Here is a 14,823-nt window from a genome sequence, read left to right on the forward strand (position 1 = left end):
TAACTCGTCTTGAGTTGATGCATGCCCTTATTGTATAAAGGTCTGTATCAACAAGTGATACAGACCTTTTTTTATGGTTCAAATTAAGAAATATAATCGTTTGAATGTCCTAAAAAATAAGCCTTAAAAGGCTGATTATCAGAAAAATGAATATTAATTATGGGTGTTGGATTTAAAGTAAATAGGTAATTGAATTAAAAAAATAGAAATTCAATACCATAATTTTGATTTAAATTAATAATACTCGAAAATTTAACATATAAAGTGAAATTAAATAAGTTTAGCCAGCAAGTTACCCAAGACCCATCGTTACCAGCAGCACAAGCCATGCTTCATGCGTTGGGCTTAACCGATGAAGATTTAAAAAAGCCTTTTGTAGGTATTGCCAGTACAGGTTACGAGGGAAATCCTTGTAACATGCATTTAAATAGTTTGGCGACCCATGTAAAAAAAGGGACTGAAAATGCTGATTTAGTTGGTTTGATTTTTAATACTATTGGTGTGAGCGATGGAATATCTAACGGTACACCAGGAATGCGTTTTTCCTTGCCATCGAGGGATATTATTGCCGATTCTATGGAAACGGTAGTAGAAGCAATGAGTTATGATGGTTTAGTAACCGTGGTTGGTTGCGATAAGAATATGCCCGGAGCACTTATGGCGATGTTGCGTTTAAACCGCCCTTCGGTTTTGGTGTATGGAGGTACTATAGCTTCCGGTTGTCACAATGGGAAAAAACTGGATATTATTTCTGCCTTTGAAGCCTACGGACAAAAAGTTGCGGGAACGATAGATGAAGAAGAATATAAAGAAGTTGTTCATAAAGCTTGCCCTGGTGCCGGTGCTTGCGGAGGAATGTACACAGCAAATACTATGGCTTCTGCCATTGAAGCTCTTGGAATGTCATTACCGTTTAATTCATCGAATCCAGCGGTTAGTAATGAAAATATAAAAGAACAAGAAGCGCAAAGAGCAGGGGAGGCAGTGCGATTATTGCTGGAGAGAGATATTAAGCCTAGTGATATTGTAACCAAACAGTCTTTAGAAAACGCTATTCGATTAGTAACTGTATTAGGTGGTTCCACAAATGCGGTACTTCATTTCCTAGCCATCGCTAAGGCGGCGAAAGTTGATTTTACTTTAGATGATTTTAAAAGAATTAGTGATAGTACACCACTTTTGGCAAACCTAAAACCTAGCGGGAAGTATTCTATGGAAGATTTACACCACATCGGCGGTATTCCTGGAGTATTAAAGTATATGTTGGAAAAAGGAATGTTGCACGGCGATTGCTTAACCGTTACTGGAAAGACTTTAGCCGAAAATTTAGTTGACGTACCAAGCTTAAAAGAAAATCAAGATATTATTCACCCGATTGAAAAACCTATAAAGGATAGTGGACATATTCGAATTTTATTCGGAAATCTTGCTACGGAAGGAGCTGTTGCTAAAATTACAGGAAAAGAAGGGCTTTCTTTTAGAGGGACAGCCAACGTATTCAATGATGAAAAATCGGTGAATGAAGGTATTAAAACTGGAAAAGTCAAAAAAGGTGATGTCGTCATTATCCGGTATGAAGGTCCAAAAGGAGCTCCGGGAATGCCAGAAATGTTAAAACCGACTTCCTCCATCATGGGAGCTGGTTTAGGAAAAGATGTAGCCTTAATTACTGACGGTCGTTTCTCAGGGGGTTCACACGGTTTCGTGGTTGGGCATGTTGCCCCTGAAGCGCAAGTGGGAGGAAATATTGCTTTGGTGGAAAATGGAGATATCATTGCTATAGATGCGGTTAACAATACCATCAATATTGAAATTTCAGATGAAGAGTTAGCTAAAAGAAGAGCAAATTGGAAAGCGCCTAAACTGAAAGCGGAAAGAGGAATATTATACAAATATGCCAAAACGGTTTCCTCCGCTGCTAAGGGCTGTGTAACCGACGAATTTTAAAACACAATACCAATTTTATAATTATGGGTAATACCTGTAACTAATAGATTGTTACTTATGGAAGTAAAAACATTAAAAAAAGAAGAAAGCAAAACCGGAACTTCAATAAGAGTTTCTGGTGCTGAAGCAGTAATCCACTGTTTGTTGGCGGAAGGCATAGATACGGTTTACGGGTACCCAGGTGGTGCAATTATGCCTATTTATGATGAATTGTTCAAATTTAAAGATGAACTTCATCACGTGCTAACAAGACATGAGCAGGGAGCTGCACATGCAGCGCAAGGATATGCACGTGTTTCGGGAAAAGTGGGAGTAGCTATGGCTACATCCGGACCTGGTGCCACAAACTTGGTTACGGGAATTGCTGATGCGCAAATCGATTCGACTCCTTTAGTTTGTATTACGGGGCAGGTAGCGCGTCATTTATTGGGTTCTGATGCTTTTCAGGAAACCGATATTGTTGGAATATCCACGCCTGTTACCAAATGGAACTATCAGATTACCCATGCTTCGGAAATTCCCGAAGTAATTGCTAAAGCCTTTTACATAGCACGTTCGGGAAGACCAGGGCCTGTTTTAATTGATATTACTAAGAACGCCCAGTTTGAAGAATTCGATTTTAAATATCAAAAGTGTACCGCTATACGCAGTTATACGGCAAAACCGACCATAAGTCAGCTTAAAATTGAGGAGGCCGCGGAAGCCATTAATAATGCCAAAAAACCAATGATTGTTTGGGGACAGGGAATTATTCTAGGAAAAGCAGAGGCGGAGTTAAAAGCTTTTGTTGAGAAGACAGGAATTCCAGCTGCATGGACCATTTTAGGCGCTTCTGCATTACCGAATACACATCCTTTAAATGTTGGGATGGTAGGAATGCATGGTAATTATGGACCAAACATTTTAACCAACGAGTGCGATGTTCTAATTGCCCTTGGAATGCGTTTTGATGACCGTGTTACCGGAGATTTATCTACTTACGCCAAACAAGCTAAAGTACTTCATTTTGAAATCGACCCTGCTGAAATTAACAAAAACGTACATGCTGATGTTCCAGTTTTAGGGGATGTTAAAGAGTCTTTGGAAGCAATTCTACCGCTATTGAAGGAAAACAAGCACGAAGCTTGGCACAATGAGTTTAAAGAAAAGTATAAAATAGAGTTTGATAAAGTAATTAAAAATGACCTTCAGCCTGAAAAAGAGGGCTTAACCATGGGAGAGGTGATTGAGCAAATCAATATAGCGTCCAAACATGAGGCAGTTATTGTTTCCGATGTAGGTCAGCATCAAATGATTGCTTGTCGTTATGCTAAATTCAATACTTCCAAAAGTAATATTACTTCCGGAGGATTGGGAACCATGGGATTTGCACTTCCTGCCGCCATTGGTGCGAAGATGGGGGCTCCAAAAAGAGAAGTAGTAGCCGTAATTGGAGACGGTGGTTACCAAATGACTATTCAGGAACTAGGAACTATTTTTCAAACTGGAGTGCCCGTAAAAATTGTAGTACTTAATAATGAATTCCTTGGAATGGTAAGACAATGGCAACAATTGTTTTTTGATAAACGCTATGCTTCTACGGAAATGACAAATCCTGACTTTATTAAAATTGCCGAAGGATATCACATCCAAGCAAAAAAGGTTACGAAAAGGGAAGATTTAGCTACTGCGGTGGAAGAGATGATGGCATCACCAGATGCTTATTTCTTAGAGGTACAAGTTGAAAAAGAAGACAATGTATTTCCGATGATTCCTACCGGAGCTTCAGTATCCGATGTTAGGTTGAGTTAAAATAAGTTTATAATGTTAAAAAGTAGCTAGTTAGTAGATTGATAGGTGCGGTTTGTTAAACTTTTAGTTAAAATAAATTTGATTATAAAAAGTAATGAAAAATCATACAAAGTTTGAGAATCAGAAACATTTATCAATTCTAAGTGCTTGGTACTAACTACTTAATATTAAAAAAATGGAAGAAAATAAAACATATACCATTTCAGTTTATTCTGAAAATAACGTAGGATTACTCAACAGAATCTCTGGAATATTCTTAAAGAGACACATTAATATAGAGAGTTTAAATGTTTCTAAATCAGAGATTGACCATGTTTCAAAGTTCACCATAGTAGTTCATACTACGGAGGATTGGGCGCGCAAAATTGTTGGTCAGATTGAAAAGCAAATTGAGGTTATTAAGGCGTATTATCATACCAATGAGGAAACCATTTTTCAGGAATCTGCCTTATTTAAAATAGCGTCAAATTTACTTTTTGATGAAAGACAGATTCAGAATATAATAAAAGATAACCATTCCGAAATCGTTACCGTTTCCCCAGAATTTTTTGTGATTTCAAAATCGGGAAGAAGGGAAGAGATTGAAGAAATGTACGAGCAACTAAAACCTTATGGCATCATGCAATTTGTTCGTTCGGGAAGAATATCGGTTTCTAAGTCGGAAATGCAGATTTCAAATATTTTAAAAGAATTTCAATATCAATAATTTGAATATCCGTAATGCAAAATACGAAGATTAAAATGTCAGGTCGAGCGCAGTCGAGACCTTATTTAAAGCTATTTAGCCAAATGACCTCTCGACTGCGCTCGAGGTGACATTGAGTTATGATAATTACGGATAATCATTCAATAATCAGAAAAAAAGAAAAACAACTAAAATTAATAGAAAACAAAATGGCAAATTATTTTAATACACTTTCGCTTAGACAGCAATTAGAACAATTGGGAGTATGTGAATTTATGGATATTTCTGAATTCAGTGACGGTGTAGAAAAACTTAAAGGAAAAAAGGTAGTGATTGTAGGATGCGGTGCACAAGGTCTAAATCAAGGACTTAACATGAGAGATTCTGGTTTAGATGTTTCGTATGCATTGCGTGAAGGTGCCATTAAAGAAAAAAGACAGTCCTACTTAAATGCTACTGAAAATGGATTTAAAGTGGGTTCTTACGAAGAACTAATCCCTTCAGCAGATTTGGTTTGTAACTTAACCCCAGACAAGCAGCACACCAATGTTGTGAGTACCATTATGCCTTTAATGAAAAAAGGGTCAACACTTTCTTATTCCCATGGTTTTAACATTGTTGAAGAGGGAATGAAAGTTCGTGAAGATATTACCGTTATCATGGTTGCGCCAAAATGTCCGGGTTCAGAGGTTCGTGAGGAGTACAAACGTGGTTTTGGGGTACCTACCTTAATTGCGGTTCACCCAGAAAACGACCCAGAAGGAAAAGGATTGGAGCAAGCAAAAGCTTACGCTGTAGCTACAGGAGGACATAAAGCAGGAGTATTGCGTTCTTCATTTGTTGCCGAAGTAAAATCGGATTTAATGGGAGAACAAACCATTCTTTGTGGGTTGCTTCAAACGGGGTCTATCCTTTGTTTTGATAAAATGGTTGAAAAGGGAATTGATGCTGGCTACGCTTCAAAATTAATTCAGTACGGATGGGAAACTATTACGGAAGCTTTAAAGTACGGTGGTATTACCAATATGATGGACCGTCTTTCAAATCCTGCTAAAATTGAAGCATTTAAGCTTTCCGAAGAATTAAAAGAAATTATGCGTCCGCTTTTCCAAAAACACATGGACGACATTATGAGCGGTCATTTTTCTAAAACTATGATGGAAGACTGGGCAAACGACGATAAAAACCTTCATACCTGGCGTGCAGCTACAGGAGAGACTGCTTTTGAAAAAACGCCGGCTGGAGATGTAGCTATTTCTGAACAAGAGTATTTCGACAATGCGGTGTTAATGGTGGCTTTTGTGAAATCGGGTGTGGAATTAGCCTTCGAAACCATGACGGAAGCCGGAATTATTGAAGAATCTGCTTATTACGAATCGCTACACGAAACACCGCTTATTGCGAACACGATAGCGAGAAAGAAATTGTTTGAAATGAATCGTGTTATTTCCGACACAGCGGAATATGGTTGTTACTTGTTTGACCACGCTTGTAAACCGTTGTTAACAGATTTCATGAAGAAAGTTGATACAAACATTATAGGGAAACCTTTTGCAACCTCAAATGGGGTAGACAACAAAGAGTTGATTGAAGTTAATGATCAAATCCGTAATCACCCAGTGGAAGAAATAGGAGCATGGTTGCGTACTTCCATGACTGCTATGAAAAAAATAGTATAAATTTTTAGAAAAGTAACTGCTTAGCATAGTTTGCCGATCTGTCAGACTATCCCGAAGTTTCGGGGGTAAAGCCGTTGCCTTCTAAAACAAATAGTTTTATGCAAACAGAAACAGTTTACATACCAACATTAGAAAATGTAAGAAAAGCTGCTGCTACCCTCAATGGGGTAGCAGCAGTTACACCTTTAACCCATAGCTTAAGGTATTCCAAAAACTTGGAAGCCAACATTCTTCTTAAACGGGAAGATTTGCAAGTGGTTCGTTCTTATAAAATTCGTGGCGCCTACAATAAAATGAGTTCTTTAACGAGCGCAGAACGTAAAAAGGGAATTGTTTGTGCTTCGGCAGGGAATCATTCGCAAGGAGTAGCGTATTCGTGTAAAGAGCTTCAAATAAAAGGAACTATTTATATGCCTTCGCCAACACCTAAACAAAAGATTGAGCAGGTAAAAATGTTTGGTGAAGATTATATTGATATTGTTTTGGTGGGCGATACTTTCGATGATGCCAACAAAGCCGCATTGGCGGAATGCAATCGTTTGGGAAAAACCTTTGTACACCCTTTTGATGATGAGAAAGTTATTGAGGGACAAGCTACCGTTGGATTGGAAATTCTTGAACAAACCAAAAAAACAATCGATTATGTGTTTGTGGCTGTTGGAGGTGGAGGCTTGGCGTCTGGACTTTCCAGCGTATTTAATGTACTTTCTCCACAAACTAAAATAATTGGGATTGAGCCTCAAGGTGCTCCATCCATGAAAACTTCCTTAGACAATAAAAAAAATACTGAATTAAAGGAGATTGACAAGTTTGTTGATGGTGCAGCCGTGCAACGTGTTGGTGATAAAACTTTTGCTATTTGCAGTCAGCTATTGGATGAAATGATTACCATTCCGGAAGGTAAAGTTTGTCAGGAAATATTGGATTTATACAACAAAGACGCTATTGTAGTGGAACCTGCTGGAGCACTTACTTTGGCTGCTTTGGATTTTTACAAGGATAAACTGAAAGGTAAAAACGTAGTTTGTGTAGTGAGTGGTAGTAATAACGATATTACCAGAACCGCGGAAATAAAGGAACGAGCATTGTTGTATGCCAATTTAAAGCATTACTTTATCATTCGTTTTCCACAGCGTGCAGGAGCGCTTAAGGAATTTGTTGCTGAAATCTTAGGGCCTTCGGATGACATTACCCATTTTCAGTATACCAAGAAAAATGCAAAAGAAAATGCTCCAGCCGTGGTTGGAATTGAGTTAAAGGACGAAACGGATCTAGAACCGCTAATTGACCGCATGAAATCCCGAAATTTCTTCGGGGAATATCTCAACAATAAACCCGATCTTTTTCAGTACTTAGTGTAAGTTATGATATAATTATCAATAACGATTAGAGTTGAATTTATCTTGGCTAATTACGATATTTATATAAATTATTAGAATCTTAAGCATCTTTGCTTTTCAAAAAATGAATTATGGAGACCAATACCAAAACGTTTAAAGAAATACCGGAAAAATTTCAGATTAAAGAACTCGTACATCAAGATAAATTTTTAGTAGGTGGACAATTGAAACAATGGGAAGGTAAAACTACCGAAGTATTTTCTACCATTTCTTCTACGGAAGATTACAAGCCTACTTTATTGGGAACCATTCCTTACATGGGAGAACCAGAAGCGAATGAAGCTTTGGAAGCAGCAGCAAAAGCTTTTGATAAAGGAAAAGGATTGTGGCCAACCATGAAGGTTGCCGATAGAGTGGCGTGTATGGAGAAGTTTGTAAAGCAAATGGAAACCAAACGGGATGAAGTGGTGAAGCTTATTATGTGGGAGATTGGTAAAAACTTACCGGATTCGGAAAAGGAATTCGATAGAACGGTGGAATATATCTACGACACCATTGAAGACTACAAGCAACTGGATCGAGATTCTGCCAATTTTCAAAAACGTGACGGGATTTACGCACATATACGTCGTGGTCCTTTGGGGATAGTTTTGTGTTTAGGACCTTATAATTATCCTTTGAATGAAACTTTTGCATTATTAATCCCCGCTTTGATAATGGGGAATACCGCCATTTTTAAACCTGCCAAACACGGTGTTTTATTAATTACTCCTTTGTTGGAGGCGTTTAGAAACAGTTTTCCTAAAGGTGTCGTAAATATTGTTTATGGTCGCGGTAGGGAAGTGGCTGCGCCCATAATGAAGTCTGGACGCGTGGATGTTTTAGCATTGATTGGGAACAGTAAATCTGCTGTAGCTTTGCAAGATCAGCATCCTTATAAAAATAGATTACGTTTGGTACTCGGACTAGAAGCTAAGAATCCGGCGATTGTTTTGCCCGATGCCGATCTCGATTTGGCTATTAACGAATGTATTGCTGGAACGCTATCTTTTAACGGGCAACGTTGTACAGCCTTAAAATTGGTATATGTGCATGAAGACATTCGTGAAGAATTTAATAAACGATTTGCTAAGCGTGTTGATGAGTTAAAGTTTGGCAATCCTTGGGAAGAAGGAGCGAAACTAACGCCACTTCCAGAGCCGGATAAACCGCAATATATTCAAGAGCTTATAGCCGATGCGAAATCGCATGGAGCTGCCATACTGAACAAAAAAGGCGGACAAATAAGCGAAAATTATATTTATCCAGCAGTTTTATATCCAGTAAATAAGGACATGCGAGTGTATCACGAAGAGCAATTTGGCCCAGTTATTCCAATAGTTCCTTTTAATGATATCGAGGAGCCTTTAAATGATATTGCCAATTCCAATTACGGACAACAAGTGAGTTTGTTCGGGGCGGATATCCGCACCTTGGCACCGCTTATTGATACGTTGGTTAACTTAGTTTGTAGAGTGAACCTTAATAGTTCTTGTCAACGTGGTCCAGATGTTTATCCTTTTACGGGTAGAAAAGATTCGGCAGTGGGTACTTTGAGCGTGCATGATGCGTTGCGTTCATTCTCCATTCGTACGTTTGTAGCTTCAAAAGACAATGAATACAACAATCGTATTCTAAACGATCTTTTGGGCAGCAAAGCTTCGAATTTTGTAAGTACTGATTATATTTTGTAATAATTTTTATAAAAACAAAACCCCAAAAGATAATGCTTTTGGGGTTTTTTAGTTTTATGATACTTGTTTTTAATCTAAATCATTAAGGCCCTTTTCAGCTTCGGATAAAATAGCCAAAGCGGCTGTATGCTCATCTTGATGCACAAACATTTGAACCTGATTAATAACTGAAGGCCCAAAACCTGCTAAACGCGCAGATTCCGTTTCATTTTTTATAACCGGACTAATTCCAGCCTCTTCCAATTTACTTTTTATATAGGTAGCTTGTATATCGCTTCCCGTAAAAATGCGTATATAATCTTTATTTTCCATAACCTAAAGCTACGCATTAAAATATTTACTTTTCCATATAGCATTGTTAAAATTTTTACCCAAAGCAAAACCGTAAAATATGGTAATACTTCCAATCATTTTAAACATAAAAAAGAATAGGAGCCAAAAATGACTGGAACTTTCTTCACGTGTAAAAAGTCCCATAGGCATCACCAGAGTAGCTAAATAACTTAGCGCTAAAACTAAAACGGTAAGATTGAATAAATTTTTAAATGGCAGTACCAAAAGTTTCCGTAGTGGATGCAAATCGTTGCCCCATTTATGGATTAGATAAAAGTAATTATTACCGATGGGCGCAAAAAGTAAAGGATCGTCTGCATTCTCAAGTTTAAATAACTTAGAAGGAGCCATAATTTTGAGTCCGCTTAGCGTTGTTTCATGTTCCTTTTCCAATTTTTTTATTTCTGAAATAGCCTCTTGCGGAAGGTTTCCCTTAAAGAAACGGGTACTTAGGAAACGAAGCCGATAGTCCACACAAATCTTTTCAATTTGGTCAATATGATAAATCTTATTTGATTCTAACATATCGAAATTAAAATCATTGTTGTCAGAGTGAACGCCATCGTTTAAGGATTTTAATATTTTCTCTTCGTGCTTGGCATCAAGCTTCAATACGTTTCGTACCTGTTTTAATATAGCCTCTTCGGAAAGCGATTTATCTCGATAGGACTGTAATTTCTCTTCAATATTCGTTCTTTTCAGCATAGTTCTTCTTTTTTTTGATGAGAGTTCATCAAATTTACTGAAATATAACTTTCATTACAACACTCATTTACAGTTAATTAATAAGTGTTTGTGTTAAAAAAATAGAAAAAACATCAAAAAGGAAAAACTCTCTTGAGGAAACTTGCGTAAATGAGGGTGTAAACAAAAAAATAATTACTATGAAAATTGAAAACATTAAAAACGCCATCTTAATTGCCGCTATTGCATTTACTACTTCCATTTCTTTTGCACAAGAAACTAAAATGGTTGGAGGAGCAGCGATGTACCCAACTAAAAACATCGTAGAGAATGCTGTAAATTCAAAAGACCATACAACTTTGGTTGCAGCCGTTAAAGCTGCCGATTTGGTGGAAACATTACAATCCGACGGACCTTTTACTGTGTTCGCTCCTACAAATAAAGCTTTTGAGGCGCTACCAGCAGGAACGGTTGAAACATTGTTGAAGCCTGAAAACAAAGAAAAATTGCAAGCTGTACTTACTTACCACGTAGTATCTGGTAAAATGGACGCAATGGACTTGATGAATGCCATTAAAGATGGAAAAGGAAAGGCAATGCTAAAAACGGTTAACGGAGAGAGCCTAACCTTTATGAAAAAAGGAAAAAAATTAATGGTAATGGATTCTAAAGGAAACAAAGCCAAAGTAACCATTGCAGACGTATATCAATCGAATGGGGTAATCCACGTGATTGATACCGTATTGCTACCATAAGGTGGGAATAATTGCTAAAGAAAAAGAAATGAAAGCGCTCTATTAAGGGCGCTTTTATTTTTTTTGAAACTCTTCAGGGACTTTGTCTCTATGCTTAAATCGGTTGTGTGTCCATAAGTAATATTCCGGCTGGTGCCTAATTTCTTTTTCTAAGAGTTCTGTGTAGATGTCTGTAATTTTATAATCAGGAAAGCTTTTAGGAGAATCGGTTATATCTATTATGGTGGTTTCGTAATAACCTCTTTTTACTTTTTTAGCGCAAAAGAACACCACGGCGTGATCGAACTTTTTAGCAAAGGTTTCTGCCGCCGTATGTACAGGTACTGTAATGCCGAAAAAATCTCGCCAATAACGAGCCTGTGAAGGCATAGGGGATTGGTCGTTTACAAATCCGTACAGGGCTAAGATATTATTCTTATAATTCCTCAGAATTGTTTTTGGGGTTTCAGATTTGGTTATCAATTCTCCATCTTGTTGTCTTCTAGTTTTCTTTACTAAACGGTCGAAATATTTGTTGCTCAGCGGAGCATAAATACCAAAACCTTTATGTTTTATATGCTTGCTCAAGGAAAGTACCCACTCATAATTGGCGTAATGACCACACAGTAAAATTACACTCTTGTTTTCTCTGGCATACTTTTCCAATAATTCCAAATTATGGAACTTTACTCTTTCCCTTAATTCTTTGTCAGAAATGCTTAGTGATTTAATCATTTCAAAGAATAAATCGCACATGTGTTTGTAGAATTTTTTTCTAATCAGTAATAATTCTTCCTCGGTCTTTTCCGGGAAACACATTTTCAAATTTTTGAGTACCAATTCTTTACGGTAGCCAATAACGTAATAGAGTAATAGATAAACTGCGTCTGAAACTTTATAGAATATGGGGAAAGGGAGAATGGAAATAAACCACAGAAGTGGATATACCAAGATGTACACAAGTAATTGCATTAATTTTGTTTTGGACAAAAATACACAAACAGTTGATTTAACCTTTTATTGATTCTTTAAAATAGCATATTTCTAGATATTTTATAATAAAAACCATGGTTCATTCCCTCAATTTTTTTGAAATTCATTAAGTGAATACGAGTTGAGTGTCAAGAAAATTGCTTTCCCCTAAAAAAGCATGGAAATATACCTATATTTGGGTAACATTTGAGCAAGTTAAAAATGCTATTAACCAATTTCAAATGAGCAAACTAGTATTAGAAGGCATTCTAATCAACCATTTAAAATAACTAAAAGTAAGTAAATGAATCTTAGTATAGCAACCATTGTAATTATTGCTGCCAATGTTTTGGCCTCCGTAAAGGGATTTAACGACTTTTCATTTTTCGAAAAATACAAATTTAATATTGGCGCCATCCGTCGGGGAGAGCATATTAGGTCAATTACATCTGGCTTCTTACATGTAGATGTAGCTCATTTACTTTTTAATATGATCACCTTATATTTTTTCGCGCCTATCGTAGTACAGTATTTCGGGGATCCTAAATTTCTTGTAATTTACTTTGTGAGTTTGTTGGCAGGAAGCCTTCTGTCCATGGCATTTCATAAGGATGAATATCATTACAGTGCCGTTGGGGCCAGTGGTGCCGTTACTGGAATTTTATACGCTGCAATTTTGTTGCAACCAAGCATGCGTTTGGCATTTTTCTTTATTCCAATTCCCATTCCTGCCTATATTTTTGGTATTGGATATCTTTTATATTCTATTTACGGAATGAAAGCTAGAATTGGCAATATTGGGCATACAGCACATTTCGGCGGAGCCATTGGCGGTTATGTAATGACGCTATTGTTCATGCCATCTCTTTTTGTTACGGAGACCCTTATGGTTGTGCTTCTCGCTATTCCAATCGTAATACTTTTTATTCTGGAAAAGACGGGTAAGATTTAGTTTGGCATTGTGTTTGGTTAGATTCAATTCAAATGATAAATACGAAGTAATTATGAGAAAAATATTGTTTTTAGTTTTAGCTGTAGTTTGTGTAACGAGTGTTCAGGCGCAGGAAACGAATCCATCCATTTCGGTTGTAGGTGAAGGTACTGTAAAAGTTGTACCAGACCAAGTTCTTATTAAAGTAAGGGTAGAGAGTGAAGGGAAATCTGCGGAAGCGGTAAAAAAAGAAAATGATTTGGCTATCGATAAGGTTATCAAATATGCCAAATCCATGAAAATTAGTGAAAAAGATATTCATACTGAATATGTAAATTTAAATAAGAATTACGATTATCAAACTAAACAGTATAAGTATGTGGCAAACCAATCCATGTCCATTTTACTGAAGGATTTAAATAAATATGCCCAATTCACGGAAGGGCTCCTTAATGCCGGAATCAACAGGATAGACGGTGTAACCTTTAAGTCTACTGAAATTGACAACCACAATTCTCAAGCTCGTATGGCGGCCGTTAAAAACGCTAAAATGAAAGCTTCAGAATATGCTTCTGTTTTAAATCAGAAAGTGGGAAAAGCTATTTCTATTTCTGAAATGGGCTCAATAACCCCGCCGCAACCCATATACCGAATGGAAATGATGAAAGCATCCGACTCGATGGAACAAGGTGAAGATATGGAAACCATAGCGATTGGAGAAATGGTAATTAAAGCCAAAGTAAACGTAACGTTTGAATTGGAGTAATCTATTGAAAATTTTCGGAATAAATAGGCGAGGGGCTTCTAAAAAATTTTAAAGTCCCTCGCTTTTTTTGGGTGCTTGGTTGACTCTAAAGTCAATTTATTGTAAATCAACTACCCCGGTGCAAGCCCGCGAGGTATTCAAACGAAAATATAATTTAACTCATTTCGACATAGAACGTCGGGGAATAAGCCCTCAATGAGGGATTTAATGTATGTTTGTACCTATATGGATTCACTTACGCAAATAGTTTTAGGCGCCGCCGTTGGGGAGGCAATTCTTGGGAAAAAAATTGGAAATAAAGCAATGCTTTACGGAGCCATTGCAGGCACTATTCCAGATTTAGATGTTCTTGCAAGTAACTTCACCGACACCGTCACCGCCTTGGAAATACACCGCGGATTTACCCATTCAATATTATTTTCCATCCTTTTTGCACCCATCTTTGGTTGGTTAGTTTCTCGTTTTGAGAAGTATAAAAATGTAAAAGACTGGTCATGGCTGTTTTTTTGGTGCTTGTTCACACATCCTTTGTTGGATGCATTTACTACCTGGGGGACGCAACTCTTTTGGCCGTTGGAAATCCGATTGGCGTTTAAATCCATTTTTGTAATTGATCCGCTTTACACACTGCCGTTTTTGGTGTTTTTGCTATTGGCCATGTTTCAAAAAAGAACTTCCAGAAGGAGATCCTTTTTTAATACTGTTGGACTCATTTTGAGCACTGGTTACTTATTGCTTACGCTTGTCTTAAAGTTTGCTTCTTTTAAAAAGTTTGAAGGTGCCCTAACGGAACAGAATATTTCATTTTCTGAAATAGACACACGCCCCAGTGCCTTAAATACTGTTTTGTGGAATGCCAATGTGGATGCCGGGGATTACTTTTTAATCGGAAACTATTCTTTTCTGGATACCAAGCCCATTCGTTTTGATAAATATCCGAAAAATCATCATTTGATTGAAGATTTACTGTCCGATAAAAAGTTACAGCGAATGATAGCCATTTCAAAGGGATGGTACAGCATCAGTAAAAAAGAAGATGGACTGTTTTTTAACGATTTGCGGTTTGGTTTGTTGAGTATAGAATCCAATTCAGATGATTTTGTATTTCAATATAAAATAGAGAAATCAGCGACTGGTGAGCTGTCTTTTACGGAAACCGAAAAGGGGCGTAGGGATGCCAAAAAACTCTTAACCCAACTTTGGACACGGATTCAAGGAAATTAAGACA

At 37.2% G+C, this 14,823-nt stretch carries 13 protein-coding genes; 10 read left to right on the forward strand and 3 right to left on the reverse strand.

What is annotated here, in order from left to right; genetic code table 11:
• The first annotated feature begins 264 nt into the window (after positions 1 to 264).
• The 6 genes from ilvD to NDQ75_RS09660 all read left to right on the forward strand — a co-directional run bounded on the left by ilvD (position 265) and on the right by NDQ75_RS09660 (position 9,175).
• Positions 265 to 1,947 carry a dihydroxy-acid dehydratase gene (gene ilvD, locus NDQ75_RS09635; RefSeq protein ID WP_202027267.1) on the forward strand — a complete coding sequence of 561 codons (1,683 nt, stop codon included), beginning with the start codon at positions 265 to 267 and terminating at the stop codon, positions 1,945 to 1,947.
• A gap of 57 nt (positions 1,948 to 2,004) precedes the next feature.
• Positions 2,005 to 3,738: a biosynthetic-type acetolactate synthase large subunit gene (gene ilvB, locus NDQ75_RS09640; RefSeq protein WP_202027268.1), complete on the forward strand. Its 1,734-nt coding sequence runs from the start codon at positions 2,005 to 2,007 to the stop codon at positions 3,736 to 3,738.
• Between the two features lie 175 nt (positions 3,739 to 3,913).
• Positions 3,914 to 4,444, forward strand: coding sequence for an acetolactate synthase small subunit (gene ilvN, locus NDQ75_RS09645; protein ID WP_202027269.1), 531 nt, complete (start codon positions 3,914 to 3,916; stop codon positions 4,442 to 4,444).
• A 188-nt stretch (positions 4,445 to 4,632) separates the two neighbouring features.
• Positions 4,633 to 6,102, forward strand: a complete 1,470-nt coding sequence (gene ilvC / locus NDQ75_RS09650) for a ketol-acid reductoisomerase (RefSeq protein WP_202027270.1) — start codon at positions 4,633 to 4,635, stop codon at positions 6,100 to 6,102.
• Positions 6,103 to 6,200: 98 nt separating this feature from the next.
• Positions 6,201 to 7,463: a threonine ammonia-lyase IlvA gene (ilvA, locus tag NDQ75_RS09655; RefSeq protein ID WP_202027271.1), complete on the forward strand. Its 1,263-nt coding sequence runs from the start codon at positions 6,201 to 6,203 to the stop codon at positions 7,461 to 7,463.
• A gap of 110 nt (positions 7,464 to 7,573) precedes the next feature.
• Complete coding sequence (locus NDQ75_RS09660; RefSeq protein ID WP_202027272.1) at positions 7,574 to 9,175, forward strand: NADP-dependent glyceraldehyde-3-phosphate dehydrogenase; 1,602 nt, start codon at positions 7,574 to 7,576, stop codon at positions 9,173 to 9,175.
• A gap of 69 nt (positions 9,176 to 9,244) precedes the next feature.
• Here the strand turns inward: NDQ75_RS09660 and NDQ75_RS09665 are convergent, their stop codons facing one another.
• Together NDQ75_RS09665 and NDQ75_RS09670 are read right to left on the reverse strand one after the other, a co-directional pair.
• Positions 9,245 to 9,487 carry a putative signal transducing protein gene (locus NDQ75_RS09665; RefSeq protein ID WP_202027273.1) on the reverse strand — a complete coding sequence of 81 codons (243 nt, stop codon included), beginning with the start codon at positions 9,485 to 9,487 and terminating at the stop codon, positions 9,245 to 9,247.
• A gap of 9 nt (positions 9,488 to 9,496) precedes the next feature.
• Complete coding sequence (locus NDQ75_RS09670) at positions 9,497 to 10,213, reverse strand: hypothetical protein (protein ID WP_202027274.1); 717 nt, start codon at positions 10,211 to 10,213, stop codon at positions 9,497 to 9,499.
• Between the two features lie 179 nt (positions 10,214 to 10,392).
• Here NDQ75_RS09670 and NDQ75_RS09675 point away from each other — a divergent pair, with 179 nt between their 5' ends.
• Positions 10,393 to 10,947: a fasciclin domain-containing protein gene (locus tag NDQ75_RS09675; protein WP_202027275.1), complete on the forward strand. Its 555-nt coding sequence runs from the start codon at positions 10,393 to 10,395 to the stop codon at positions 10,945 to 10,947.
• 54 nt (positions 10,948 to 11,001) lie between these two features.
• On the opposite strand, the gene NDQ75_RS09680 is transcribed toward NDQ75_RS09675, so the two are convergent.
• On the reverse strand, positions 11,002 to 11,898 hold the full coding sequence (locus NDQ75_RS09680) for a lysophospholipid acyltransferase family protein (protein ID WP_202027276.1): 897 nt from the start codon (positions 11,896 to 11,898) through the stop codon (positions 11,002 to 11,004).
• A gap of 304 nt (positions 11,899 to 12,202) precedes the next feature.
• Between NDQ75_RS09680 and NDQ75_RS09685 the strand changes: the two genes are divergently transcribed.
• The 3 genes from NDQ75_RS09685 (at position 12,203) to NDQ75_RS09695 (ending at position 14,819) form a co-directional block, all read left to right on the forward strand.
• The gene (locus NDQ75_RS09685) at positions 12,203 to 12,850 is read left to right on the forward strand and encodes a rhomboid family intramembrane serine protease (protein ID WP_202027277.1); all 648 of its coding nucleotides are present in this window, start codon (positions 12,203 to 12,205) and stop codon (positions 12,848 to 12,850) included.
• A 52-nt stretch (positions 12,851 to 12,902) separates the two neighbouring features.
• Positions 12,903 to 13,595, forward strand: a complete 693-nt coding sequence (locus tag NDQ75_RS09690; RefSeq protein WP_202027278.1) for an SIMPL domain-containing protein — start codon at positions 12,903 to 12,905, stop codon at positions 13,593 to 13,595.
• A gap of 225 nt (positions 13,596 to 13,820) precedes the next feature.
• Complete coding sequence (locus tag NDQ75_RS09695) at positions 13,821 to 14,819, forward strand: metal-dependent hydrolase (RefSeq protein ID WP_202027725.1); 999 nt, start codon at positions 13,821 to 13,823, stop codon at positions 14,817 to 14,819.
• Positions 14,820 to 14,823 lie beyond the last annotated feature (4 nt).

Origin of the sequence: Galbibacter mesophilus, assembly GCF_023721415.1 — a bacterium.
Lineage (GTDB): Bacteria > Bacteroidota > Bacteroidia > Flavobacteriales > Flavobacteriaceae > Galbibacter > Galbibacter mesophilus.

Excerpts from the sequence above, each read along its gene's own strand:
- NDQ75_RS09675 (WP_202027275.1), top strand. The coding sequence starts at position 10,393 with ATGAAAATTGAAAACATTAAAAACGCCATCTTAATTGCCGCTATTGCA.
- ilvC (WP_202027270.1), top strand. The coding sequence starts at position 4,633 with ATGGCAAATTATTTTAATACACTTTCGCTTAGACAGCAATTAGAACAA.
- NDQ75_RS09695 (WP_202027725.1), top strand. The coding sequence starts at position 13,821 with ATGGATTCACTTACGCAAATAGTTTTAGGCGCCGCCGTTGGGGAGGCA.
- NDQ75_RS09670 (WP_202027274.1), bottom strand. The coding sequence starts at position 10,213 with ATGCTGAAAAGAACGAATATTGAAGAGAAATTACAGTCCTATCGAGAT.
- ilvB (WP_202027268.1), top strand. The coding sequence starts at position 2,005 with ATGGAAGTAAAAACATTAAAAAAAGAAGAAAGCAAAACCGGAACTTCA.
- ilvN (WP_202027269.1), top strand. The coding sequence starts at position 3,914 with ATGGAAGAAAATAAAACATATACCATTTCAGTTTATTCTGAAAATAAC.
- ilvA (WP_202027271.1), top strand. The coding sequence starts at position 6,201 with ATGCAAACAGAAACAGTTTACATACCAACATTAGAAAATGTAAGAAAA.
- NDQ75_RS09665 (WP_202027273.1), bottom strand. The coding sequence starts at position 9,487 with ATGGAAAATAAAGATTATATACGCATTTTTACGGGAAGCGATATACAA.
- NDQ75_RS09680 (WP_202027276.1), bottom strand. The coding sequence starts at position 11,898 with ATGCAATTACTTGTGTACATCTTGGTATATCCACTTCTGTGGTTTATT.
- NDQ75_RS09660 (WP_202027272.1), top strand. The coding sequence starts at position 7,574 with ATGGAGACCAATACCAAAACGTTTAAAGAAATACCGGAAAAATTTCAG.
- NDQ75_RS09685 (WP_202027277.1), top strand. The coding sequence starts at position 12,203 with ATGAATCTTAGTATAGCAACCATTGTAATTATTGCTGCCAATGTTTTG.
- NDQ75_RS09690 (WP_202027278.1), top strand. The coding sequence starts at position 12,903 with ATGAGAAAAATATTGTTTTTAGTTTTAGCTGTAGTTTGTGTAACGAGT.